Genomic DNA, 23,696 nt, shown 5'->3' on the forward strand with positions numbered 1-23,696 from the left:
TTTCTTGTAATCATCACCGTCTTTGAGAGAATAAAAACTCGTGTACATCTACATCGTATAGTTGTACACGAGTTTTCTTTTTAGCTAAAGAGGGCTTTAATATCTTCTTCTCCGTCGGCAGTGGTGATGAAGAATAGTTCGTCTTCGCCTTCGATGGGTTCATCGGGGCTAGGGGGACGAGGCACACCATCACGTAGTATGGCGGTTAGCGTGGTATCTTCTGGCCAGTGAATCTGAGATACCGTGTGCCCAATGATGGGGTGGTCTGAAGGGACTGTATATTCTACGAGCATTGCACCACCGGCTTGAAGCTGGAGCAAACGGACAACGTCACCGACTTCTACTGCTTCTTCAACTAGCGCCGTCATGAGCCGTGGAGTTGAGACTGCAACATCAACACCCCACGATTCGTCGAAGAGCCATTCATTTTTGGGATTATTGACTCGTGCGATAGTGCGTGGCACACCATATTCTGAACGTGCTAGTAGGGATACAACAAGGTTTGATTTGTCGTCGCCAGTGGCTGCAACAATAACGTCAGCGGTTTCGGGTTTGGCTCGACGAAAGACAGAAAGTTCACAGGCGTCACCGATAATCCATTGTGCATTGCGTAATTCGGAGCGCCCAATGACTTCGGGTTTTTTATCAATAATGCGAACATTGTGTCCGTGTGCGGTGAGCTCTTTTGCAATGGAAGATCCGACGGAACCTGCACCAATAATGAGAACGTGCATTGTGTCTATCTCCTGTCGTTTTCGTCGGTTGATTCTGCCGGTGGGGCAGCAAGAACTCGAGATATTTCACCAATATCTTCAGTGCGCATCATCGCGTGGACGACATCTCCATGCTGATAGCTAGAGTCTGCACGCGGGAGGATACCTTCCCCGAAACGGGTGATATAGGCAATGCGAACCTGTGCGGCAGCTTCAATATCTGTAAATGGGCGTCCTGCCCATTCTTCGTGGAGCTGTAGTTCTGCAAGAATAAGTCGGCCTGAGGCTTCTCTGAAATCTCCTGTCATGGTTTGTTCTGGCAGGATACGTCGCAGCACTTGGTCTGTGGACCATCGCACTGCAGCAACGGTAGGGATTCCGAGTCGTTGGAAGAACTCTGCACGGTTCGGGTCATTAATACGGGCAACGACGTGGGAGACACGAAAAGTTTCTCGAGCGACTCGGGACGCAAGAATGTTCGAGTTATCCCCAGAGGAGACTGCAGCGAACGCATAGGCCTCTTCAATGCCAGCACGTTTGAGGGTTTCTCTGTCGAAACCTACTCCAGTAATTTTTTTACCAGAAAAGTCTTTACGTAATCGGCGGAAGGCTTGTTCGTCTTGGTCAATAACGGCAACAGTATGACCTGAATCTTCGAGGGTATGCGCAAGCATGACACCGACTCGACCTGCTCCCATAATCACAAAATGCGGCATATTTGTCTCCTCTAAAAGCCCTCGGCCATTTGCGTGCAACCTATAGCCTATTCTAGTTTTTGTGATGACGCTAAGCCTCTGAGGATGATTTTAGTGTTTTTTGGGCGGGGTAGCTGTTTTTTAATCTCTGAAATGGCTACTCTTAGAGGCTGTGAACAAAGTATGGGGACACATCAAACGTTCTATTTGGGGACGACCAACGCACCGAGCAAATGTGCGTTTTCTTGCGTTGCCTAAACGCCGTGCTTTTTCACTTTTTGGGGCAGATAGTGTTTCGTCGGTTGCTTACGCTCCAGACGAGATTATTCTTATGCTTTCTTTAACTGGTGCTGCGGGGCTTGTTTTTTCACCTCTTGTCGCTATTGGTATTGCTTTGACGTTGCTGATTGTGGTGGGAACATACCGTTATAACGTTAACCAGATTTCTGAGCATGGTGAATACGAGCTTGTCTTACACCGTTTAGGGCCGACTCCTGCTTTGGCACACGGCGCGTCTTCTATGGTGGATTATGTGCTGACTGTGGCTGTCGCAATATCCGCTGCTACTCACTATCTTTTGACGATTTTTCCTCATCTTGTGCCACACCAACACTATCTTGCAGCGTCGTTGGTTATTGCCGTGACTTGGTTGTGTATTCGAGGGCTTCGTTTTACAAGTAAAGCTTCAATGGTTCCAACCTACGCATTTTTGGGGATTCTTGCTTTTACCGGTGTGGTAGGCATCTACCAGTATTACACCGGTACGTTAGCGATGGCAGAAAGTAGCACCTATTATGTGATTCCTCGTGGTGGTTTAGAAAGCGTTGTGAGTGGTTTAGGGCTCGTTTTGTTGTTGGCACGTGCCTTTTCCTCCGGTGCTGTTGCGTTGACTGGTGTGTCAACGATTAATAGTTCTGCGCAGTTTTTTGCGGCTCCCCAGAAACGTAACGTTGCTACTGTTTTGATGATTTCAGGGTTTGTCTCTTCAGCTCTTTTGCTGTTGGTGATGTTCCTTGTGCATGCTATTGGTGCGGTGGTTGTTCAAGAACCCGAAAAATATTTAATGGTTCAAGGACGTCTCGTTAGCGAGGGCTTCCGACAAAAACCGTTGTTGTATCAGGTCGCTGAAACGATTTTTTCGGGCTCTTTAGCACCTGTTCTTTTAGGGTATGCAACGGTGGGTATTTTGCTGACTGCCGCATGTACTGCTTTCGCTGGTTTTCCTTTGCTGACTTCTTCTATCGCCGAGAATAAGTATCTGCCGGTTCAAATGAGAGCGCTTCATTCTGCTCGTCTTCACGCGAATTCGGTACTTGTTTTGGGTGCTTTATCTGTGCTTTTGGTGTTTATTTTTGGTGCAGATATTAATGCGTTGATTCAGATGTATATTGTGGGGGTTTTTACTTCCATGTGTTTGACTCAGAGCGCTATTTTGAGGCATCGCTGGCAGCAGTTGCGTATTACTTTAGAGCGTTTTAAGCGGCGTAAGTTGATTCGTGATGTGTTGGTGACTTCTTTTGGTTTGGTCGTCACGGCAGTGTCGATGCTTGTGGTGCTTTTGACGAAACTGACTCAGGGCGCTTGGGTGAGCCTCATTCTTATTCTTTTGACGATGGGAATGATGACGTTAATTCGTCATCATTATGATTATGTAGATAAGGATTTAATGTTGTCTCAGGATGAAGAGTCATTAGAGCAGGCTCGTGCACTTCCTTCACGAGTGCACGCTGTGGTGTATATTCCTCGTTTGCGTAAGCCTGCTGCACGTGCTTTGGCGTATGCCCGTGCTTCTCGCGCTTCAACGATTAGCGCTGTTGCTATCAACGTCGCTGAGCAGAGCACGAAGGAGTTATTGAAGAAATGGGATACACTGGGTGTTCCTGTTCCGCTTACTATTTTAGATTCTCCATATCGTGATAGGGTCACTCCGTTGATTGAGTACATTCGGCAAAAGAAAGCTCAGTCTCCTCGCGATATTGTGGTGGTGTATTTACCGGAGTACGTGATTACTCGGTGGTGGGAGCGTTCTATTCATCGAAGAACGGTGCATAAACTTGCTCAACGTCTACGTCATGAGTCTGGTGTTGTTATCGCTCATGTTCCGTGGTCTGTCGGTCAAGAACAAGGAATCATTCAATAATGCTTGAGGCTAGGCACCTTTTATAGGGACAATACTTTAAAGTTGTTGGTGCTGGCTATTCATAAGACTAAGGACGCTATGAGCACAGTAGATTTTCATGTGGGTGCGATTTTTCGTGTACGACCGGAGCGAGTTGCTCACGGTGGGTTCTTTGTGGCGCGTCATCATGGGCGGGTTATTTTTGTTCGTCATGGTGTAGTCGGTGAGGAAGCAACGGTTCGAATCACGGGTATTGGACCGAAGGAGCGTTTTTTCTTTGCCGATGTTATCGCGGTTGAGTCGCCGGCGCCTGCCCGTCGTGATGGTGTGTGGGAGCCTGCAGATGCTCTAGTTGCTGCCCAAGAGGGCAGATTGCCGGTGGGCGGTATGGAGTATGCGCATTTATCACCTGCCGTACAGAGAGAATATAAACGTGAGATTGTTCGAGAACAGTTGATTCGCTTAGGTGCAATGGACGCTCAAAATCCTGTCCTTGAGAGCCTAATCGTGCAGGAGTTACCTGGGGGAGAGTACGGTACTCGTACGCGTATTCATTATTCGGTTACTGAGCAGGGGCGTATTGGGATGAGTCCTTATCGTTCTGCTGAGGTAGTAGCGGTGCAAGGATGCCCGTTAGAGGATGCCGCCATGGGGCAGTTACGTCTTCATGAGTTAGAGATTCCTGATGTTGCTCGGGTTGATGTCGCGGTGTCTTCAACGGATGAGCGGACGGTTCATTTTACTTTGCGTGATGGTGTATCTGTTGCCTCTGTGAAAGATGATCTTCTTGCGCAGTGCCAGATGTTGTGGTCAGATCTTTCTGGGGTGAAGCCTTCTATTCTTTGTTCTGCTGTTAACCGTTCTGGGGGGCCTTCGCAACCTGTGATTTTATATGGCCAAGAGACTTTGCATGAGTCGTTTGAGCTGTCGGGTCGTACTTATAAGTGGGAAGTTTCTTCTCGCGGTTTTTGGCAGAATCATCGTTGGGCGGCTCAGACTTTAGGTGCTGCTGTGTTAGAGGCTTTGCCGAGTTCTCTTAAAGGCGGCACGATTTACGATATTTATGCTGGCGCTGGTTTATTTACCGCTCTTGCTGCTGATGTCGTGGGTGCTAAGGGAACTGTTTTGAGTGTTGAGGGGTCTGCGATAACTCATAAGAACGCTCGATATAATTTTGCTGTTCCAGATGGTTTTTCTCGTACTGATCGTTCTGCTAAAACTCATATTGAGGTGCGTCGTGGTGACGCTCGGAAGGTTTTGGAATCTACGGTACGTCAGGTGAAAGCGGGGGAGTTTAAGGCTCCTGATGTTGTTATTCTTGACCCATCTCGTGAAGGTGCTGGTCGTGGTGTCATCCGTCAGATTGATATCTTGGCCCCTGCGCGCGTTATATATATTGCGTGTGATCCTGCGTCTTTGGGGCGTGATACAGGGTATTTACGCGCTTTGGGTTGGCAGATGGTTCAGCTGAGTGCCTTTGACATGTATCCGAATACTCATCATGTGGAGTCTATTGCAGTCTTCGAAAAGACACATAAGGGTGAATAGTATCACATTTTGTGTATTTCTTTGATATTTTTACTCTAAAAGTCGCTCTATTAAATAATCAGAAGCTTTCGCACCCCTCGAAAACCGCTAGTTTTCAGGGGTGCGATTTTTTGTCTTGAAAAATATTTTTTGAAAAAAGACGTTCTATTTAGTCACGTTTCTTTTGCGAAAAACAACTTTGAGTGTGACACGGTACACTAGTCAATGATAAGAGTTAGTGTCAATGTGTCTCTAAGAATCGCATCACACCAGCACGCAAACCACAGGTAGCGTCCACACACGCACTATCTGAAGGTAGAGAACGAACATAGAGACCACACCACACAAACTTTCCATAACAGTGTCGAGAGGAGTCCCACATGAGCACTGTGGATAGCTTTAGTTCCAAAGGCGCACTAGAAGTCAAAGGAACAACCTACGAAATCTATCGGCTCAACGCCGTCAAAGGTGCAGAAAAACTTCCATACTCACTGAAAGTTTTACTCGAAAACCTCCTACGCACCGAAGACGGTGCAAACATCACAGCAGAGCACATCCAAGCTCTCGCCCAATGGAACCCCAACGCAGAACCTAACACCGAAATCCAATTCACTCCTGCACGAGTCATCATGCAAGACTTCACCGGTGTTCCCTGCGTTGTAGACCTTGCCACCATGCGAGAAGCCGTTAAAGACCTCGGCGGCGACCCCAGCAAAATCAACCCACTAGCACCAGCAGAGCTGGTAATCGACCACTCCGTGCAAATTGACAACTTCGGAACATCCGAAGCTATCACCCGCAACATGGACATCGAATACCAGCGCAACAGCGAACGCTACAAATTCCTCCGCTGGGGACAAGGCGCCTTTGACGACTTCAAAGTTGTCCCACCAGGAATGGGCATCGTCCACCAAGTCAACATTGAATATCTGGCACGTACCGTTATGGCACGAGAAGTCAACGGCACCCTACGCGCATACCCCGACACCCTCGTCGGAACCGACTCTCACACCACCATGGTCAACGGTCTTGGCGTGCTCGGATGGGGCGTCGGCGGTATCGAAGCAGAAGCCGCCATGCTCGGACAGCCCGTATCCATGCTGATTCCACGCGTCGTCGGATTCAAACTCACCGGCTCCATCCCCTCCGGCGCAACCGCAACAGACGTGGTACTCACCATCACGCAAATGCTTAGAGAACACGGCGTCGTCGGAAAATTCGTAGAATTCTACGGTGAAGGCGTCAGCCAAGTTCCACTAGCTAACCGTGCAACTATCGGAAACATGAGCCCAGAATTTGGCTCTACCGCAGCAATGTTCCCCATCGACGAGGTAACACTAGACTACCTACGTCTAACCGGACGCACTGAAGAACACATCGCATTGGTCGAAGCCTACACCAAAGAACAAGGACTCTGGCACGACCCACGTCAAGAAGTTCAATACTCCGAGTACCTCGAACTCGATCTTTCTACGGTCGTACCCTCTATTGCCGGCCCCAAACGTCCACAAGACCGTATCGAACTCTCTTCCGCACGCGAACAATTCAGCAAAGACATCCACAACTACACCCAACCTGGCAAAGAACACCAAGAAGTTGAAGTGTCCATGGCTGACGGGCGTCACTTCACCCTTAAAAATGGTGCCGTCTGTATAGCCTCCATCACCTCTTGCACTAATACATCTAACCCCTCAGTGATGATGGCAGCCGGTGTCCTTGCACGTAACGCGGCAGCAAAAGGCCTCACCGCCAAACCTTGGGTCAAAACCTCTATCGCCCCAGGCTCTAAAGTTGTGACCGACTACTACGAAAAAGCTGGACTACTACCGGATCTCGAAGCACTAGGTTTCTACGTCGTCGGTTATGGTTGTGCCACCTGCATCGGAAACTCCGGTCCACTTGAACCAGAAATCTCCGAAGCCATCCAAGAGAACGACCTCTCTGTCACCGCCGTACTCTCCGGCAACCGAAACTTTGAAGGCCGTATCTCTCCAGATGTGAAAATGAATTACCTCGCTTCACCGCCGCTGGTTATTGCTTACGCGCTGGCAGGAAGCATGGACTTCGACTTCGAGAACGACCCACTCGGTCAAGACCATGACGGAAATCCCGTCTACCTCAAAGACATCTGGCCACACCCTGCCGAAGTCGAAAAAATCATTGCAGAAGCAGTCGACACCGAGATGTACACCAAAGAATACGGAACCATCTTTGACGGCGACGAACGCTGGCAATCTCTTGAAACACCTACCGGAAACACCTTTGACTGGGACGAAGACTCCACCTATGTGCGCAAACCCCCATATTTTGAGGGTATGAGCATGGACATCGAACCGGCTCAAGATATTATTGGTGCTCGCGTGCTCCTCAAATTGGGGGACTCCGTCACCACTGACCATATTTCTCCTGCTGGTTCTTTTGCCGCTGATACTCCTGCCGGTCAGTACCTCATCGAGAACGGAGTAGAACGTAAAGACTTCAACTCTTATGGTTCTCGTCGCGGTAACCATGAGGTGATGATTCGAGGAACCTTCGCTAATATTCGTATTAAGAATCAGCTACTGGACGGTGTTGAAGGTGGATTCACCCGAGACTTCACTCGTGATGGTGTGCAAAGTACCGTTTATGATGCTGCGCAGAACTACCAGCAAGCAGGTATTCCGTTGGTTGTCTTAGGCGGTAAAGAATACGGTACCGGTTCTTCTCGTGACTGGGCGGCTAAAGGTACTACTCTTCTAGGAGTTAAAGCTGTGATTGCTGAATCCTTCGAGCGTATTCACCGTTCAAACTTGATTGGTATGGGTGTTCTTCCGTTGCAATTCCCTGACGGAGAATCACATGAGTCACTGGGCTTGGACGGAACAGAAACTTTCACAATTTCTGGTGTTGAAGCACTCAATGACGGAGTAACTCCACGAACTCTGACTGTTACGGCTACTGCTGAAGATGGTACCGATACCGTCTTTGACGCTGTTTTGCGTATTGATACGCCTGGTGAAGCAGACTATTACCGCCACGGTGGTATTTTGCAATATGTGCTACGTAACCTTGTGAGAGAAAGCTAAAGAATCTGATTCTTTTATCGCATTCTTGAGTGTTGCGTTTCTATAAGAGAAATCGCCAGCTCATGGTTTCTGTATCTCTCGGTATGAGATGGTGCTAAACCGTGAGCTGGCGATTTTTATTCCAAATTATATATTTTTTTAGATGAGCATTTGAGAGGAAAGAAAACGTCCTGCTCAAAACCTGTTAAGATAGTTTTTATGCTAAAACAACCCATCTGGAGCGCGGACTCACCGAATCTGGTGATACACGGGGATAACCTTAAAGTCATTGAACATCTGCCAGATGAGTCGTTTCAGCTCATCTACATCGACCCTCCCTTTAATACTGGAAAAGTTCAGAAGCGTCAGAGCCTGAAAACTGTGCGTTCTGAGGGCGGCAATAGAGTGGGGTATCAGGGGCAGCGTTATCAAACCATTAAAGGTGATATCGCCAGTTACGATGACTCTTTTGCAGACTTTTGGTCTTTTCTTGAGCCTCGTCTGCAAGAAGCTTGGCGTCTACTCAAACCGGAGGGAACTCTTTACCTGCACCTTGATTATCGAGAAGTTCACTATGCAAAAGTTCTTTTAGACGGACTATTTGGCAGAGAATGTTTTTTGAACGAGATTATTTGGGCTTATGACTACGGTGCTCGGACTAAACGACGTTGGCCAACAAAACATGACAATATTTTGGTGTACGTCAAAGACCCTAAAAAATATTATTTTAATAACCAAGAAGTTGATCGTGAACCCTACATGGCCCCAGGGCTGGTCACTCCCGAAAAAGTTGCCAAAGGTAAATTACCTACTGACGTGTGGTGGCATACGATTGTTTCTCCCTCAGGGAGAGAAAAAACCGGTTACCCCACTCAAAAACCTTTAGGTGTTCTACGTCGGATTATTCAAGCCAGTAGCGCGGAGCACGACTGGGTTCTTGACTTCTTTGGGGGAAGCGGAACGACTGGTGCCGCCGCATGGGAACTGAACCGTCGTTTTGTTCTCATCGACCAGAATAAACAAGCAATTGACGTAATGCAGAAACGTTTTGAAAACTCTCCACCTGCTGAACCGTCATCGCAAGAGGCTGTGCCTGCTCCTGTGCGTTTTACGGTATTTCGGCAACGGCCAGTTCGCTTAGTAGACCGAGCATAGAAGAACGGTGCTTGAGCATGGTAAGCAAATAACGAACTATTTGGTGGCTTTAGTGTTCATAAATCGATGTAGCCTTACCACAACGGGTATCCTTGTATAATTATTGTTTCTATTTCGGGCCTCGTCTAAGGCACTGTGAACTAGTGCAGATACGACCTATCGGTGTTTAAAGGAGAGCAAGATGGGACTACTAGAGAATATCTCTTCCCCTGAAGATTTGCGGAGCCTATCACAGGATCAGATGAATACACTGGCTCAAGAAATTCGTGAATTCTTAATTAAACACGTTGCCCAAACTGGTGGACATCTTGGACCTAATCTTGGTGTCGTCGAATTAACCCTCGGTATTCATCGGGTCTTCAACTCTCCTGAAGACTCCATTATTTTTGATACAGGGCACCAATCTTATGTTCATAAGCTCGTTACAGGACGTCAAGACTTTCACACTTTACGCCAAAAAGGCGGTTTAGCCGGATACCCCGACCGTTCCGAATCTATTCACGATATTGTTGAGTCTTCTCATGCCTCATCTTCTTTGAGCTGGGCAGACGGTATTTCTCGGGCTCACGCACTCCAAGGAAAATCAGAACACTATACAGTAGCTCTTATTGGCGATGGTGCTCTCACCGGTGGTATGGCGTGGGAAGCCGTCAACAATATTGCGGCCGATAAAAACCGCCGTGTAGTCATCATTGTCAACGACAACGGACGTTCTTACGCGCCTACTGTTGGCGGTTTCGCTAACCATATGGCAGAGCTACAGCAAGAATTTCAAAAACATCTAGATTCTGTTCGACTAGATCGCCGTTACGATAGAACCCTTGATAAGATGCGTCGCGGGCTGCAATCTACAGGCCCTCTAGGTCAGATGCTCTACCGTGGTTTACACGGAATGAAAGCCGGACTAAAAGACATCGTTGTTCCTAACGGACTCTTTGAAGACCTCGGCATGAAATACGTTGGTCCCATTGACGGACACGACCAAGAAGCTGTTGAACAAGCACTCAAATCTGCTAAAAACTTTGCTGGTCCGGTCATCGTCCACGCGATTACCGAAAAAGGTCACGGCTACGCTCCTGCTCGTGCCCATGAAGACGACCAATTCCATGCTGTTGGAAAAATTGACCCAAACACCGGTATGCCGTTATCTTCTTCTGGCGGTCAGTCTTGGACCAGCGTTTTCGCTCAAGAAATTAAAGATATTGCAGACGAACGTGAAGACATCGTAGGTATTACGGGAGCGATGCTCATTCCTGTCGGACTCAAACCGATGGCACAAGCACACCCTGAGCGTGTAATTGACGTTGGTATTGCTGAGCAACACGCTGTTGCAATGAGTGCGGGGCTAGCCTATGGCGGTTTACACCCGGTGATTGCACTTTATGCGACATTCCTGAACCGCGGTTTCGACCAGCTTCTCATGGACGTCGCTTTGCATAAAGCGGGCGTAACCATTGTGCTCGACCGCTCTGGGATTACCGGTCCTGACGGTCCAAGCCATCACGGCATGTGGGATTTAGCATTATTACAGTTTATTCCTGGTTTGTATTTGGCTGCTCCTCGAGATGAACTTACTTTACGAGAAGAACTACGTGAAGCTGTCAATATTAATAATGCACCGACAGTGATTCGCTACCCTAAAGGTAATGTGGGAGAGCCCATTGCTGCGATCGAACGTTGTGAAGACGGTGTAGACGTGCTGGCACGTAACGGTGACCGTGATGAGAGAACTGGACAACGCGACGTACTGATTGTTTCAGTAGGTGCGTTAGCTCCATTAGCTTTGGAAGTATCTGAAGCATTGGCTCAAGCGCAGGTGACAAGCACCGTAATCGATCCTCGATGGGTCATGCCTGTTGCTGATTCTGTTGTAGAAGCTGCTCGGGAACACCGCATTGTGGTAGTGCTTGAAGACGGTGTTCGTGCTGGTGGTGTGGGCGCAAGAATCCGCCAGATGATGCGCTCGCATGGAGTGGATACTGCCCTCAATGAGGTTGGTTTGCCGGTTGAGTTTATTGCTCATGCTTCGCGTGGAGAAATTTTTGAAGACGTCGGTTTAACCGTTGAGAAAATTACTGCCGATACTTTAGCTCAGCTTGCTGGGCAGATGGTTCCTTATGCTCGAACTAAGGGTGAGAAACCTAACCACGCAAAGAAATAAAATGAAGATACGGTGTTAAAAGCTCTTGGGGTGTTGGGGTACCAAAAAAATTTTTTGGTACCCCAACACCCCAAGAACGTTAAACGCTACGAGAAATTATCCGAAGATGTTGACGATGTCGCCAATGAATTTGAGGATAAGGGTAGCTACCTGAATAATCTGGTTGAAAATCTCCATGAGGGTGACCTTTCCGAAAATAATATGTTGTCGGCAATGAGAACAGGTGTGAGATGAAATACGTCACTCACAGAACCGAATATATCATTAGAAAGTGTCTCTGGCTAGAGGTAATAATAATTTATTAACCGACGAAGATTCTTCCGTCCTTGACCTCTGTCTTATATTCAGGAAGCGGTGTAGGGGCTGGACCACCAGTGACAGAGCCATCTTTAATGGAAAAATGTGATGCATGGCAGGGGCAGGCAATAATGGTTGTTTGGACGTTCAGCTGGCAACCTTGGTGGGTGCACGCTGAACTAAACGCCTTAAAAACACCTTCTTTCGGTTGGGTGAGCATCACTGTTATACCCTCGGCTGTTGCTTTATATGCACCGCCGAGAGGAACATCAGATACTGCAGCCATATCGGTTGGTTTTTGAGGGCCTTCTGCCACCTGAGGTTGTGCATCTTCTTGAGAGCATCCGCTCAATGCTAAACCTGCACTGCCGACGCTCAGACCGCCGAGTACGGTACGGCGGTTCATCCCTTTGTTGTGGGGTACACCTGACATGATTTCTTCCTAAAATAGTGTGAATAACGGGTTTTATGGTGTGTGAAACTTTTCAAATAACGGTAGTAAGACTGGCATAGTGAGCTGAACCTGCCACGGGCGGGCGTCAAGTGCGATGAGTCCGTCTTTGAGAGATTCTGCTGAAAGTTCACGCGGCATATCCCAACAAATTTTACGTAGTGTATTGGGAGCCAAAATATTATTGTGCGGAATATTTACATCTTCAGAGAGCTGGTTAATAGCAGCTTTCGCTTCTTGAATGAGCTCTAAAGACAGCGGGCGACGACATTCCCATGACTTTAGTGGGGGTGGACCTTGCGAGGGAATGGTGAAAGGAACATAGTCTTTTTCTTGATGTGCTCGAGCGATAGCGCGTATCCAGCGTGGTGCTTCACGTGCTAACGCTCGTGTTTGGAATCCTGCAATTTTGAGTAATTGGGGGACGGTTCTAGGCATCTGTCGCGCTGCCTGAACTAGTGAAGCATCAGGAAGAAGACGCTTAGGTGCGATGTCTTTACACTTTGCAAGGTGCTCTCGTTCGTACCAGAGGTTACGTAGAACTGTTAGTTGGCTTTTGGTCGAAAGCTCGTGAATACCCTTCGTTTTACGCCACGGGTCACGTGGTTTTTGAGGGTGGTTAGTACGGACAATATAGTCGAATTCTTCGAGAGCATATTGAAGTTTCCCTTGAGAGATGAGTACCTCTTCGAGAGCATCTCGTAAATCGACCAAAATTTCAACATCTAAGGCGGCGTAGACTAACCATTCCTTAGGTAATGGGCGAGAAGACCAATCTACTGAGGAGTACTCTTTTTTGAGGGTATAGCCTAAAAGCTGTTCAACCATAGATGCTAAACCGACTTTTTGGTATCCAGCTAGGCGTGAAGCGAGTTCAGTATCAAAAATACGTTGGGGGATTAGCTCTAGTTCTCTAAGGCAAGGGAGGTCTTGAGTGGCGGCATGAAGTACCCATTCTTGCGGTGCAAGGAATTGATAGAGAGGTTCTAAATCTATGGGGGCTATGGGGTCGATAAGAACCGGTGCTGTTCCTGCACGTTTGAGCTGTATGAGGTATGCACGTTGACCGTATCGAATACCTGAAGCTCGTTCAGTGTCGATAGCGACGGGTCCTGTGAGCGCGTCGAGTCGTTCGATGGCGCGTTGTAACGCAAGTTGTGTGGTGACTACAGGAGGAACGCCGCTTACTGGGGCTTCTAATAAGGTAGGTGTCGTTGATGAGGGGAATGAACTTTCTGCACAGCTATTTGCTGTGGTGTGTGTGCAAAACTCATCTAACAAAAAATCACTACCTTGTGTATGTTCGCTCAGGTGCGGGGTGTCGTTTATAGATTATTGTCTATTCTAATCTGTTGTTGTGGGTGCAAACGATAAACAAAGGGAGTTAATGCAGTATCGTTGGTCTGTTGGAGTGTTGTATCCCTCACCTTCAAAGACGTGTCCAAGGTGTGAATCGCATGCTGCGCATCGTACTTCAATGCGTTCCATTCCGAGAGAATAATCTTTGATGTAGCGGATTCGATCTTCTGCTAAAGGGCTGAAAAATGAGGGCCAACCACAGTGCGTCTCAAACTTTTCATTGCTGCGAAAGAGCTCTGTCTTACATGCTTTGCACGAATAGATGCCCTCATCTGTGTGGTTCCAATACTCTCCGCTGAAAGGGCGTTCTGTTCCGCCTTGACGTAATATTCTGTACTCTTCGGGGTGTAGTACTGTTTTCCAGTCTTTGACGATTTTTCCGACTTCAGGGTGTTCAGTGTTCATGATGTCCTTGTCGATTTGTTGTTGTACGGTAGTAGTCACCTGAATTTTACTCGTTCTACCTGCTCAAATGTGGTGGCTTATGTTGGTCTTGTCGAACAAAAAGAATAGAACACTGTGAGAAAGATAACCTAAAGTGGATTGATGTTCGGGTTTGTCACTTATGATTAACACGGTAATTAGTTGAACCAGCGAAACCAACTAAGAGCGGAGGAAATATGACCGACTCTCAAAAACAAGAACTAGCCATATCAGATAGCTCACTACTACTTATCAGTGGTGTTGCTCGCAAAGCAGCACGAACGGGTGCGTTAGCAGGTGCTGCTATTACCGCTACCGGTATGTTGTCAGCTGCTGCATTGTCTACCTACTTTGCACGACAAGTGGTGGTGCCGCCTACCAGACCGGAAGAGAACCTTAAAGTTTTTTCTGTTGGTTATCCTGTAGAACCACGACGAGAAGACGAACATCCTACTACTATCACTCTTAACGCGACACCAGCTACACGAGCACCCGGTGAATACGGCCTCTATTTCGACGGTGGTACACATTTTGCTCATCTTGGTGAAGTGCTTTCTTACCAACCATATGAAGAAAAAGTGGTTCGTCGTGTCATCTCCGTTGAATCTGGTGATTTATCAAAAATTGTTCGAGGGCGACTTTCTGGCGTTATTGCCCGAACACCGGAAACTGCGGGGTATCGTGCTGAAGAAATTACCCTCAACTTACCGGTAGGTGAAGCTCCTGCTTGGTTGGTTCACCCTCAAGCAAGTTATCGCGATTATCCTCAAGAGTCGACCCCTAAACCTTCTACGACATGGGCTATTATGGTTCATGGTATGGGTGTAACTCGTGCAGAGACTTTACGCGCGCTTGAGGCAACTCAAAGTCTAGGGCTTACCTCTTTGCATATCTCATATCGTAATGACCGTGACGCTCCGCCTTCAGACGACGGCCGCTATGGTTTAGGGTTTACTGAATGGCAAGATGTTGATACTGCCATTGAATATGCTCTAGAACATGGTGCTCAAGACGTTGTCCTCTTCGGATGGTCTATGGGTGGTGCAATTAGTTTGCAGACTATGGATAGAGCACGTCATCGTCGTGCAATTAAGGCTCTTGTCTTAGACGGACCGGCTATTGATTGGCTTCAACTCATCGAGTACCAAACAAAATATAACCGTCTGCCGTTGCGTATCGGAGAGCTAGGTGTCTCGATGATTTCTAAACCTGCTCTAAATATCTTTACCGGACTTAAACGCCCAATTGAGCTATCGAAGATGTCGTGGACTCGCCGCCCCGGTGATATTCGAGTCCCAACTCTGATTTTGCATTCTTTGGACGATACATATGTTCCAGCATCTAGCTCTCAAGAGATTGCCATGAAATCTCCGTTAGTGGACTTTATCCCGTTCTTTGGAGCAACGCATACACGTGAGTGGAATGTTGATCCTCAGAAATGGACGAATACTGTTATTGATTGGCTAAAAATTCGTCTCGGATAGTTGTTCCTCTGCGTCGCTGTTATCGAAGGTGGGTGTTTGTTAGGAGGGCAAACACCCACCTTTTTGTTGCATTGCGGGGATATTAGGAGAGAGCAATTTTGGCGTAGGTGCCGTTTGTAATAGCTAATAAGTCTTGTGGGCTTAGCTCAACGTCTAGACCGCGTTTACCGCCAGAGACAAGTACTGTTGCAAAATCTTCAGCACTGCTATCGAGTAATGTGGGATGCGCTATTTTTTGCCCGATAGGGGAGATTCCACCAACAACATATCCGCTACGACGTTCTGCAATTTTTGGGTCTGCCATAGTCGCATTTTTCCAGCTGAGAGCTGCTGCTGCCGCTTTAAGATTGAGTTTTCCGGCAACGGGTACGATACAGACGGCATAGTTGTTATCGTGGGCAATCATGAGGGTTTTAAAAACTTGTTGTTCGCTTCGACCTAAGGCTGTAGCAGCTTCTAAACCGAACGAGGTCTCACCCTCACGATGTTCATATTCTCGTGGCTCAAAAATAATTCCAGCTTGGCTAAGTGCTTGTAACGCTGCGGTAGCTGTTGCTACGTTTTTCTTTTTCTTTGCCATGATTTCCGTACTATGACTTTCTGTGTTGTGGTGCTTACTTGGTATCTACCCTAGAAATGAGAGAGTGCTTTATCAAGAGCGCTATGAGGTAATGCGGGTCATAGTTGGGTTTTTAATGAGGTAAGGAATTACACTGGTTGAGAACTTAAAACAGCATGACAACGATGTTGCTGTTTCCAAGCTAAGTTTTCAAGGAAGATACCCCATGGCTTCATATACGCACCTGATAGAACGTCGCCCAAATGTTTCGGCACAAGAACTACTTGCAGGATTTCGCCCTTCAGAGCGTTTTGGTGAGGTGTCTTTTGACACGTACCGCCCAGATCCCAGTCAACCAAGTCAGGCTCAGGCAGTAGAGGCCTTGCGTGCTTTTGGTGCTACGGTAGCACCTACTCAAAAGAGCGGAGGATTTTTCTCGCGGCTTTTTGGGTCTTCCTCCTCATCTTCACAGAAGAAAACTGGCATATATCTTGATGGTGGTTTTGGTGTCGGTAAGACCCACCTTTTAGCCTCTTTGTGGCACAGTGTTGAAGGCCCAAAGGCTTTTGGCACTTTTGTGGAGTATACGAACTTAGTAGGGGCTTTGGGGTTTCGTTCTACAGTGGATGCGCTGAGTTCTTATCGTCTGGTGTGTATTGACGAATTTGAGCTTGATGACCCGGGCGATACGGTGTTGATGTCTCGTTTGATGCGTGAACTATCTGATGCTGGTGTTCGTTTGGCGGCAACATCGAACACTTTGCCTGGAGCTTTGGGGCAAGGGCGTTTTGCTGCGGCTGATTTTAAGCGGGAGATTCAGGTTCTTGCTGAACAATTTGATGTGTTACGGGTAGATGGTGAGGATTATCGTCATCGTGGTTTACCTCAGGCGCCTGAGCCTGTTGTGTTGGGTGCTGAAGAGTCTTGTGCTCAGCAACGTTTTAGCGGGAGCGATGTAGTTGCCTGTGATGATTTTTCTGCGGTTATTGAGCATCTATCGGTGGTTCATCCTTCGCGGTATCGTCAATTATTAGATGGTCTTAGCGGTATTGTGTGGAAGAATGTTCAGACGATTACGGAACAGTCAGTAGCTCTTCGTTTTGTTGTTCTTGCTGACCGTCTTTATGACAAGGATTTGCCGATTATCTCTTCGGGTGTTCCTTTTGACCAGGTGTTTACGGAGGAGATGATGAATGGCGGATATCAGAAGAAGTATTTTCGTGCGGTGTCACGTTTAACGGCGTTGGCTCGTGAAGGAAATGGCTAAAATAGCCCATAAAAACACTCTAAATGTGACGTATTACACGTTATAAAATATGGGGTGTTTATAGTGTAAAAACTCTAAACGCCCCTGTTTTTCCTTGAAAACAAGGGGGATATGGTGTGTTGTGTGGCGATTTGGCAAGAACGAAAAAAACGTGTAAAGTATTTACCTGTCAGCCAAACGAACACTTGTTTCGTTGAGGTGTTGATATGCGGTTGTAGCTCAGTTGGTAGAGCACCACCTTGCCAAGGTGGATGTCGCGAGTTCAAGTCTCGTCAACCGCTCGCATGATGCTTATAAAGAGCACACGCCCTAGCTTCTAGCGAGGCTCGGTGAGGTGGTCGAGTGGTTAGGCAGCGGCCTGCAAAGCCGTGTACGCGGGTTCAAATCCCGTCCTCACCTCGCAGACATTATTTATAATGTTTAAGCGCGATTAGCGCAGCGGTAGCGCGTTTCCCTGACACGGAAGAGGTCACTGGTTCGATCCCAGTATCGCGCACAAAATAACCCCAGTTCTTGTAAAGGAACTGGGGTTTTGTGCTACCTGTAAAAAATACTCAGAAGTTGCAAAAACAGTTTGCACAATACGTTTTTTGTGTGTATAGTATTTACTCGTTGCGCGGTTGTAGCTCAGTTGGTAGAGCACCACCTTGCCAAGGTGGATGTCGCGAGTTCAAGTCTCGTCAACCGCTCCAAAACAGATAAGACCTCCAGAAACATCTGGAGGTCTTATCTTTTATTCACCATCAAAAATTTGACCACTTCAACTCCAAAAGAGTAGAGTTTTGCAGGGTAATCTGAGTAATTGAACCTACAGAAAATACCCCTCTCAAGTCTTGCAACTTGCACCATGAGCTATCAAATCACTTGAACACCTAAGGTATAACGTGACATCGCCGAAACTAGCATCTGACACCGACCACGGCAGAATGTATGCACGAACTGAAGGCGGAACTCTCGAAGTTCCTTCCATTACCACTATCATCGGACAACAAGCTACAGATTTGAGCGGATGGCACGGATACATGGCAGCAAAAGCAGCCCTAGAAGACCGCCGTTCCTATCGAGTATCACAATCCTCAGGACTAAAATTCGCCATCATACGCGACGCCGCACAAGCCTCAGAAAGATATAGAGACGAAGCCGCCGCCCGCGGAGACCGCGTCCACAACTACGCCGAAAATGTTGCACTAGCAAAAATGGGCAAAGAACACCGCACCGAAGAATGCCGTGAAATACTTGTGAGCAACGGAGAACAAGCCTACGCAGACCGTTTCGATGAATGGTGGGATATATACAACCCCCGCCCACTAGCAACTGAAGTAACTATTTGGAACCATAGCGTCGGATACGCCGGAACACTCGACCTCGTCGCTGAAATCGCCGGACACGTATGTATCATCGACTACAAAACTAAAGGAACCGATCGCAAAGGACGCGTCAAAGCTCTCGACCCTAAAGTCGTCATGCAACTCGTAGCAGGACTCAAAGCTGAAGAATACATCAGTGATGAAACAGATAACCTCTGGAAGCCGTGGGAATACTCAAAAGCACCTATCCTCATGGGAGTTGCCCTGGGGCAAACACAAGTCGTTCCACAACAAGCGAATCCGGTAACCTTAGAAAAAAACTGGTATAGATTCTGCGCTCTCAAACGCGTCTGGGACTGCACCCGCGATCTGGCAGAAAACGGGGCAGAAGCTCTAATGCCCGTTGTGCCACCACCTGCCACACCAACCACTACACCTATAACACACCTAGGCTAGAAAGAAGACACATGCCGATTCTTAGCATCCGCACCGTTGGAGACCCCGTACTACGTACCGTTTGTGACCCTGTAACAGTTTTTGACAAAGACCTCAAAACTTTAATTCACTCGATGCTAGATACCATGTACGAAGTCAACGGAGTGGGGCTTGCCGCACCACAAATTGGCAACACCAAACGTCTCTTCACCTACGGAAATATCGATGGACAAGAAGGGCACATCATCAACCCCGTCCTCGAACGAGGAGAAGAACCTCAAGAAGGGTCAGAAGGATGCCTCTCCGTACCCGGTCTTTCCTCACCAACACCACGCACCAACTGGGCGCGTGTAACAGGCGTGGATTACAATAACCATCCAATCGTCTTAGAAGGCGAAGGACTGTTCGCCAGAATGTTGCAACACGAAACAGACCACCTCGACGGACATCTTTATATTGATCGACTCGTTGGAGAAGAACGTAAAACCGTGATGCGTGCAATTCGTAGTTCTAACTTTGACCATGTTACTGAACGTACCCAACGAGAACGAGCCACACGAGTTTCCTCCGGATTCGGCACTAACACCCAATCTAGCAGTAGTGCCTTTGGCAGTTCTTTCCTGAAAAAATAAGGTATGAGTATGAAAGTTTTATTCGCTGGAACACCAGAGACTGCGGTAACAGCCTTAGAAGGGCTTTTGACATCACCGCACGAAATCGTTGGAGTGCTGACCAGAGAAGACGCTCCGCAAGGACGTAAACGTGTGCTAACTCCATCACCTGTTGCCCGCCGTGCCGAAGAGCTAGGGCTTCCCATTATCAAGGCAAATCGTTGGAGTCTAGAGGTTCAAGAACAAGTACAAGCACTTAAACCTCAGGTTGCCGCAGTAGTAGCTTATGGAACAATACTTCCTCAATCTGCACTAGATACACTCGAACATGGGTGGGTTAACCTTCACTTTTCGAATCTTCCTTTGTGGCGCGGTGCTGCGCCTGTTCAACGTGCCTTGATGGCGGGAGAAGACGAAATTTTCTCGTGTACTTTCCTGATTGAAGCAGGCTTAGATACAGGCCCCGTGTTTATGCAAGAATCTACCCGTGTTCAAGGAGATGACACCGCAGCAGATATTCTGCATCGTCTTGCATTGAGCGGTGGAGCCTTACTCTCTCAGACCTTTGAAAAAATTGAGCAGAAAATAGCTCCTCAACCCCAGCATGGGCGGCCCACTCACGCAGCAAAATTAGATGTGAGTGACGGAAAAATTACGTGGTCAGATACCACAGCAGAGATTATTGCACGATGTCGAGGTGTTATCCCTGAGCCGGGAGCTTGGTGCATGCTAGAACAGAACCGTATTAAAATAGCTATGGTTCGACCTAGCCTTGAATCACCAGTAGGCGAATACGGGACGGTACGTGTCCTTGCTAAAAAAGTTGTTGTTAGCTGTTCTGATGGTTGTGTAGAACTGACTCAAGTGCAGCCGGCAGGAAAGAAAATGATGAACGCTGCCGATTGGGCACGTGGACTTGGAAAAGCTCTCAACGAACAGAAAGTAGTGCTGTCATGAGCGCAGAAAAACCCCGCCAGAAAAAATACTCAACTCGTTCTTCCCGTCAAGGAGAAAACACTGAATTAAAACGCGGCGGGGGCGGTCAAACCCGCCGCAACGCGCAGGGACGTGAACGTAACCGACGTGCTCAGCACGAACGTGCTTTCTCCGCTAGCGCGCCAAGGGCTCGCCGTCGCACCTCAGACCCCGCACGAAAAACAGCGTTTGAGGTCATTAATTCCGTGGCGCTTTCAGATTCTTACGCCAACCTTGTGCTACCTCAAGCCATCCGTAAACATCGCCTAGACCAACGTGACGCTGGGTTTGCCACAGAGCTCACCTACGGAACGTTGCGTTATCAGGGTCGTTATGACGCAATTTTAACTCATTGTGTAGACCGCCCTTTAGAAAAAACAGGCGCTCAGATTCTGACGTGTTTGCGTATGGGCGTGCACCAGCTATTAGCGATGCGTGTTCCAGCGCATGCGGCGTTGAACTCTACCGTGGCGTTAGCCCGCGCCGAAATTGGAAGCGGACCTGCACACTTCATTAATGCGGTACTCCGTCGAGTCTCTGAAAGAACCCCCGAACAATGGGAAGAACTTTTAGTCTCAGAAGCAAAGGACGAACTGCATCAATTATCGGTGAGTTATTCGCATCCGACGTGGATTGTGCGAGCTTTCCGTCAAGCGTTAGTCGCTCATGGGCGTGACGTTCACGAGATTACCAAACTTCTAGAAGCAGATAATCTCGCTCCTATTGTGAATCTTGTTGTTTTACCACAGCTAGGTTCTTTAGACGAAGTCTTAGCAAAAGGTGCTCAAAAAGGTGAACTTGTTGAGGGTTCTGCTCTTTACTCTCAAGGCGATTTAGGGCGCTTAGAGAGTGTTCGACAAGGTACAGTGCGTGCTCAAGACGTTGGTTCTCAGCTTGTTGCTCGTGCTTTAGCGCAGGCTCCATTATCGGGAAAAGATGAGGTATGGCTAGACCTTTGTGCAGGGCCGGGCGGTAAAGCGGCTCTGCTGGGTGCTTTGGCTCAAGAACGTGGTGGTGTCCTGATTGCTAATGAATCAGCGCCACATCGAGCAGCTCTTGTTGAAAAATCTCTTAAACCGCTTGATTCTCAACGGTATCGAGTGCTGACGGGAGATGGGCGCACGATTGATCAGACTCTTAAAGCACAGTCGAGTTTGCCGAAACAGCTACGTTCTACCATGCTTTTTGATCGTGTCATGGTTGATGTGCCCTGTTCAGGGCTTGGTGCTTTACGTCGTCGCCCTGAAGCTCGTTGGCGTAAAAGTCCCCGTGATATAGCGGAACTTTTGACCCTGCAGAAACAGCTTTTTGATGCTGCCGTGCAACAGACACGCTCTGGTGGGCTGATTGCGTATGTGACGTGTTCTCCTCATATGGCAGAAACTCGCAATATCGTTCAGGATATTTTGCGAACTCACGATGTGCAGCTTCTTGATTCGGCTCAGGCTTTAGCTGAGGTTGCGTTAACCGATGATCAAGGACAATCCTTGCTTTCGGGAGAGCGCGCTGTTGGTTGTGCTGTAGAGGGGAGTGGTGCTACGGCAACAACAGCTCAACTATGGCCTCATGTGCATGGAACAGATGCGATGTTCTTTGCTCTCTTTCAGAAGAAATAGATTTTTGTTTCTCTGACTTGAGCTGGCAGGGTTCTCTCAGGGGTATCTTGGGTATCTTTTCGGTTGTCGTGCTTGTTTTTGGGTGTGCTATCAAGGCAGAATTGAACAGTGTTCAATAATACTTCTGATACCGAGAACAATCCCCATAACCTGAAAAATATTCTGGCTCATCGCGATTGTGGAATGCTTTGGCACCCTTACGCCCCGTTAGAGACTAAACCTCTCTACGGAGTGTTATCTGCCCAAGGTACTCAACTGCAACTACAAGACGAAGACGGGGCTACCTATACCGTTCTTGACGCAATGAGCTCATGGTGGTGTCAAGTTCACGGGTATTCTCACCCCGCATTAAACCAGGCATTGAGAGCACAAATAGAAAAATTTTCTCATGTGATGTTTGGCGGTCTAACACACGAGCCTGCAATCAATCTTGCAGAACGTCTTGTTCGTCTTGCACCAGGGGAACTCAACCACGTGTTCTTAGCTGACTCAGGGTCTGTCTCGGTAGAAGTGGCGCTCAAACTTGCTGTGCAATATCAGCGTGCGTTAGGACGCCCCACCAAAAACCGTTTTCTTGCTCTAGAAGGCGGATACCACGGGGACACGATTGGTGCAATGAGCGTATGCGACCCTATTGGAGGTATGCACAGTGAGTTCAGAGGGTTTATCCCAGAACAGCTCTTTGCGCCACGACCTCCTAGCGCAACTTACGATAACGCGCAGCAACAATGGTCCGTCAACGAACAAGCTCAGCATCATTGGCAGAAAACGACGGAAACTATCATCGCCAAAGAACATGATTCTTTAGCAGCTATTGTGGTTGAACCTATTGCTCAAGGGGCAGGTGGCATGCACTTTTACCACCCCCATACGTTGAATACTTTGCGTGAGCTTGCCGACCGTTATGAGCTCCTTCTTATTTTTGATGAGATTGCAACAGGCTTTGGACGCACTGGAAAATTTTTCGCTACCGAATGGAGCGACATTGTTCCCGATGTTATGACCGTCGGCAAAGCACTCACCGGAGGATACCTGACTCAAGCAGCAGTGCTCGTGAGCACTAACGTCGCTTCAACAATTAGTGGTTCTGAACATCGTGCCCTTTTACATGGGCCAACCTTTATGGGCAACCCGTTAGCAAGTGCCGCTTCGTGTACTTCCTTGGATTTATTAACCGGCGCTCTTGACGGGTACCCGCTGTCGCGCTGGGAACAGAGCGTACCCCGTTTAGAGCGGGCTTTGAAAGATTCTTTAGAGCCTGCACAATCTTTAACGTCTGTGCGTGATGTGAGAGTTCTTGGAGGTATTGGAGTTATTGAACTCTATGAGGATGTTCGTATTTTTGAGCTTACACAGGCAGCTCTTCGCCGTGGCGTTTGGGTGCGTCCTTTTAGGAACTTGGTCTACACAATGCCACCCTATATTGCTACGGAAGAAGAGATACAACATATTGGTCGTGCCCTCGTTGAATCTGTTGCAGAGGTGCACGGAGAGTAAG

General features: G+C 48.0%; 18 protein-coding genes and 4 tRNA genes. 16 read left to right on the plus strand and 6 right to left on the minus strand.

Translation table 11 applies throughout. The features are described 5' to 3' along the window. Positions 1 to 80 precede the first annotated feature (80 nt). Both ACN08W_RS02530 and ACN08W_RS02535 read right to left on the minus strand, forming a co-directional pair. Positions 81 to 734: a potassium channel family protein gene (locus tag ACN08W_RS02530; RefSeq protein WP_419103058.1), complete on the minus strand. Its 654-nt coding sequence runs from the start codon at positions 732 to 734 to the stop codon at positions 81 to 83. Between the two features lie 5 nt (positions 735 to 739). After that, a complete protein-coding gene (locus tag ACN08W_RS02535) occupies positions 740 to 1,429 on the minus strand; it encodes a potassium channel family protein (protein ID WP_419103059.1) in 690 nt (229 codons plus the stop codon). Between the two features lie 151 nt (positions 1,430 to 1,580). On the opposite strand from ACN08W_RS02535, the gene ACN08W_RS02540 reads away from it, so the two are divergent. The 5 genes from ACN08W_RS02540 to dxs all read left to right on the plus strand — a co-directional run bounded on the left by ACN08W_RS02540 (position 1,581) and on the right by dxs (position 11,414). Further along, complete coding sequence (locus ACN08W_RS02540) at positions 1,581 to 3,548, plus strand: APC family permease (RefSeq protein ID WP_419108729.1); 1,968 nt, start codon at positions 1,581 to 1,583, stop codon at positions 3,546 to 3,548. Between the two features lie 78 nt (positions 3,549 to 3,626). Then, positions 3,627 to 5,075, plus strand: a complete 1,449-nt coding sequence (locus ACN08W_RS02545; RefSeq protein WP_419108730.1) for a class I SAM-dependent RNA methyltransferase — start codon at positions 3,627 to 3,629, stop codon at positions 5,073 to 5,075. 359 nt (positions 5,076 to 5,434) lie between these two features. Beyond that, a complete protein-coding gene (gene acnA / locus ACN08W_RS02550) occupies positions 5,435 to 8,119 on the plus strand; it encodes an aconitate hydratase AcnA (RefSeq protein WP_419108731.1) in 2,685 nt (894 codons plus the stop codon). A gap of 198 nt (positions 8,120 to 8,317) precedes the next feature. Continuing rightward, positions 8,318 to 9,253, plus strand: a complete 936-nt coding sequence (locus tag ACN08W_RS02555) for a DNA-methyltransferase (RefSeq protein WP_419103063.1) — start codon at positions 8,318 to 8,320, stop codon at positions 9,251 to 9,253. 181 nt (positions 9,254 to 9,434) lie between these two features. Next, positions 9,435 to 11,414, plus strand: coding sequence for a 1-deoxy-D-xylulose-5-phosphate synthase (dxs, locus tag ACN08W_RS02560; RefSeq protein ID WP_419108732.1), 1,980 nt, complete (start codon positions 9,435 to 9,437; stop codon positions 11,412 to 11,414). 301 nt (positions 11,415 to 11,715) lie between these two features. Here the strand turns inward: dxs and ACN08W_RS02565 are convergent, their stop codons facing one another. From ACN08W_RS02565 to msrB, 3 genes are all read right to left on the minus strand, one after another. Continuing rightward, positions 11,716 to 12,144 carry a Rieske (2Fe-2S) protein gene (locus tag ACN08W_RS02565; protein WP_419106862.1) on the minus strand — a complete coding sequence of 143 codons (429 nt, stop codon included), beginning with the start codon at positions 12,142 to 12,144 and terminating at the stop codon, positions 11,716 to 11,718. 33 nt (positions 12,145 to 12,177) lie between these two features. Next, on the minus strand, positions 12,178 to 13,443 hold the full coding sequence (locus ACN08W_RS02570) for an HRDC domain-containing protein (protein ID WP_419108733.1): 1,266 nt from the start codon (positions 13,441 to 13,443) through the stop codon (positions 12,178 to 12,180). A 63-nt stretch (positions 13,444 to 13,506) separates the two neighbouring features. Beyond that, positions 13,507 to 13,926: a peptide-methionine (R)-S-oxide reductase MsrB gene (gene msrB, locus ACN08W_RS02575; RefSeq protein WP_419103067.1), complete on the minus strand. Its 420-nt coding sequence runs from the start codon at positions 13,924 to 13,926 to the stop codon at positions 13,507 to 13,509. 215 nt (positions 13,927 to 14,141) lie between these two features. On the opposite strand from msrB, the gene ACN08W_RS02580 reads away from it, so the two are divergent. Continuing rightward, the gene (locus ACN08W_RS02580; protein WP_419103068.1) at positions 14,142 to 15,428 is read left to right on the plus strand and encodes an alpha/beta hydrolase family protein; all 1,287 of its coding nucleotides are present in this window, start codon (positions 14,142 to 14,144) and stop codon (positions 15,426 to 15,428) included. Positions 15,429 to 15,510: 82 nt separating this feature from the next. Here the strand turns inward: ACN08W_RS02580 and ybaK are convergent, their stop codons facing one another. Next, the gene (gene ybaK, locus ACN08W_RS02585; RefSeq protein WP_419103069.1) at positions 15,511 to 16,008 is read right to left on the minus strand and encodes a Cys-tRNA(Pro) deacylase; all 498 of its coding nucleotides are present in this window, start codon (positions 16,006 to 16,008) and stop codon (positions 15,511 to 15,513) included. A gap of 205 nt (positions 16,009 to 16,213) precedes the next feature. Between ybaK and zapE the strand changes: the two genes are divergently transcribed. The 10 genes from zapE (at position 16,214) to bioA (ending at position 23,695) form a co-directional block, all read left to right on the plus strand. Beyond that, complete coding sequence (zapE, locus tag ACN08W_RS02590; RefSeq protein WP_419108734.1) at positions 16,214 to 17,254, plus strand: cell division protein ZapE; 1,041 nt, start codon at positions 16,214 to 16,216, stop codon at positions 17,252 to 17,254. Between the two features lie 208 nt (positions 17,255 to 17,462). Beyond that, positions 17,463 to 17,535 (plus strand) — tRNA-Gly (locus tag ACN08W_RS02595). A gap of 47 nt (positions 17,536 to 17,582) precedes the next feature. Next, positions 17,583 to 17,653: transfer RNA gene (locus tag ACN08W_RS02600), tRNA-Cys, on the plus strand. Positions 17,654 to 17,678: 25 nt separating this feature from the next. Next, positions 17,679 to 17,750, plus strand: a tRNA-Val gene (locus tag ACN08W_RS02605). Between the two features lie 120 nt (positions 17,751 to 17,870). Next, positions 17,871 to 17,946, plus strand: a tRNA-Gly gene (locus ACN08W_RS02610). 192 nt (positions 17,947 to 18,138) lie between these two features. After that, positions 18,139 to 19,017 (plus strand): cytochrome, encoded by an 879-nt coding sequence (locus ACN08W_RS02615; RefSeq protein WP_419108735.1) that lies wholly within the window; start codon positions 18,139 to 18,141, stop codon positions 19,015 to 19,017. Between the two features lie 11 nt (positions 19,018 to 19,028). After that, positions 19,029 to 19,628: a peptide deformylase gene (gene def, locus ACN08W_RS02620; RefSeq protein ID WP_419108736.1), complete on the plus strand. Its 600-nt coding sequence runs from the start codon at positions 19,029 to 19,031 to the stop codon at positions 19,626 to 19,628. A gap of 9 nt (positions 19,629 to 19,637) precedes the next feature. Next, a complete protein-coding gene (gene fmt, locus ACN08W_RS02625; RefSeq protein ID WP_419108737.1) occupies positions 19,638 to 20,564 on the plus strand; it encodes a methionyl-tRNA formyltransferase in 927 nt (308 codons plus the stop codon). After that, positions 20,561 to 22,198, plus strand: a complete 1,638-nt coding sequence (locus ACN08W_RS02630) for an RsmB/NOP family class I SAM-dependent RNA methyltransferase (protein WP_419108738.1) — start codon at positions 20,561 to 20,563, stop codon at positions 22,196 to 22,198. The genes fmt and ACN08W_RS02630 overlap by 4 nt, the downstream gene beginning before the upstream one ends. Before the next feature lie 108 nt (positions 22,199 to 22,306). Continuing rightward, on the plus strand, positions 22,307 to 23,695 hold the full coding sequence (bioA, locus tag ACN08W_RS02635) for an adenosylmethionine--8-amino-7-oxononanoate transaminase (RefSeq protein WP_419108739.1): 1,389 nt from the start codon (positions 22,307 to 22,309) through the stop codon (positions 23,693 to 23,695). The last annotated feature ends 1 nt before the right edge of the window (position 23,696 follow it).

It is taken from the genome of Rothia sp. CCM 9419 (genome assembly GCF_048512815.1).
Classification (GTDB): Bacteria; Actinomycetota; Actinomycetes; order Actinomycetales; family Micrococcaceae; genus Rothia.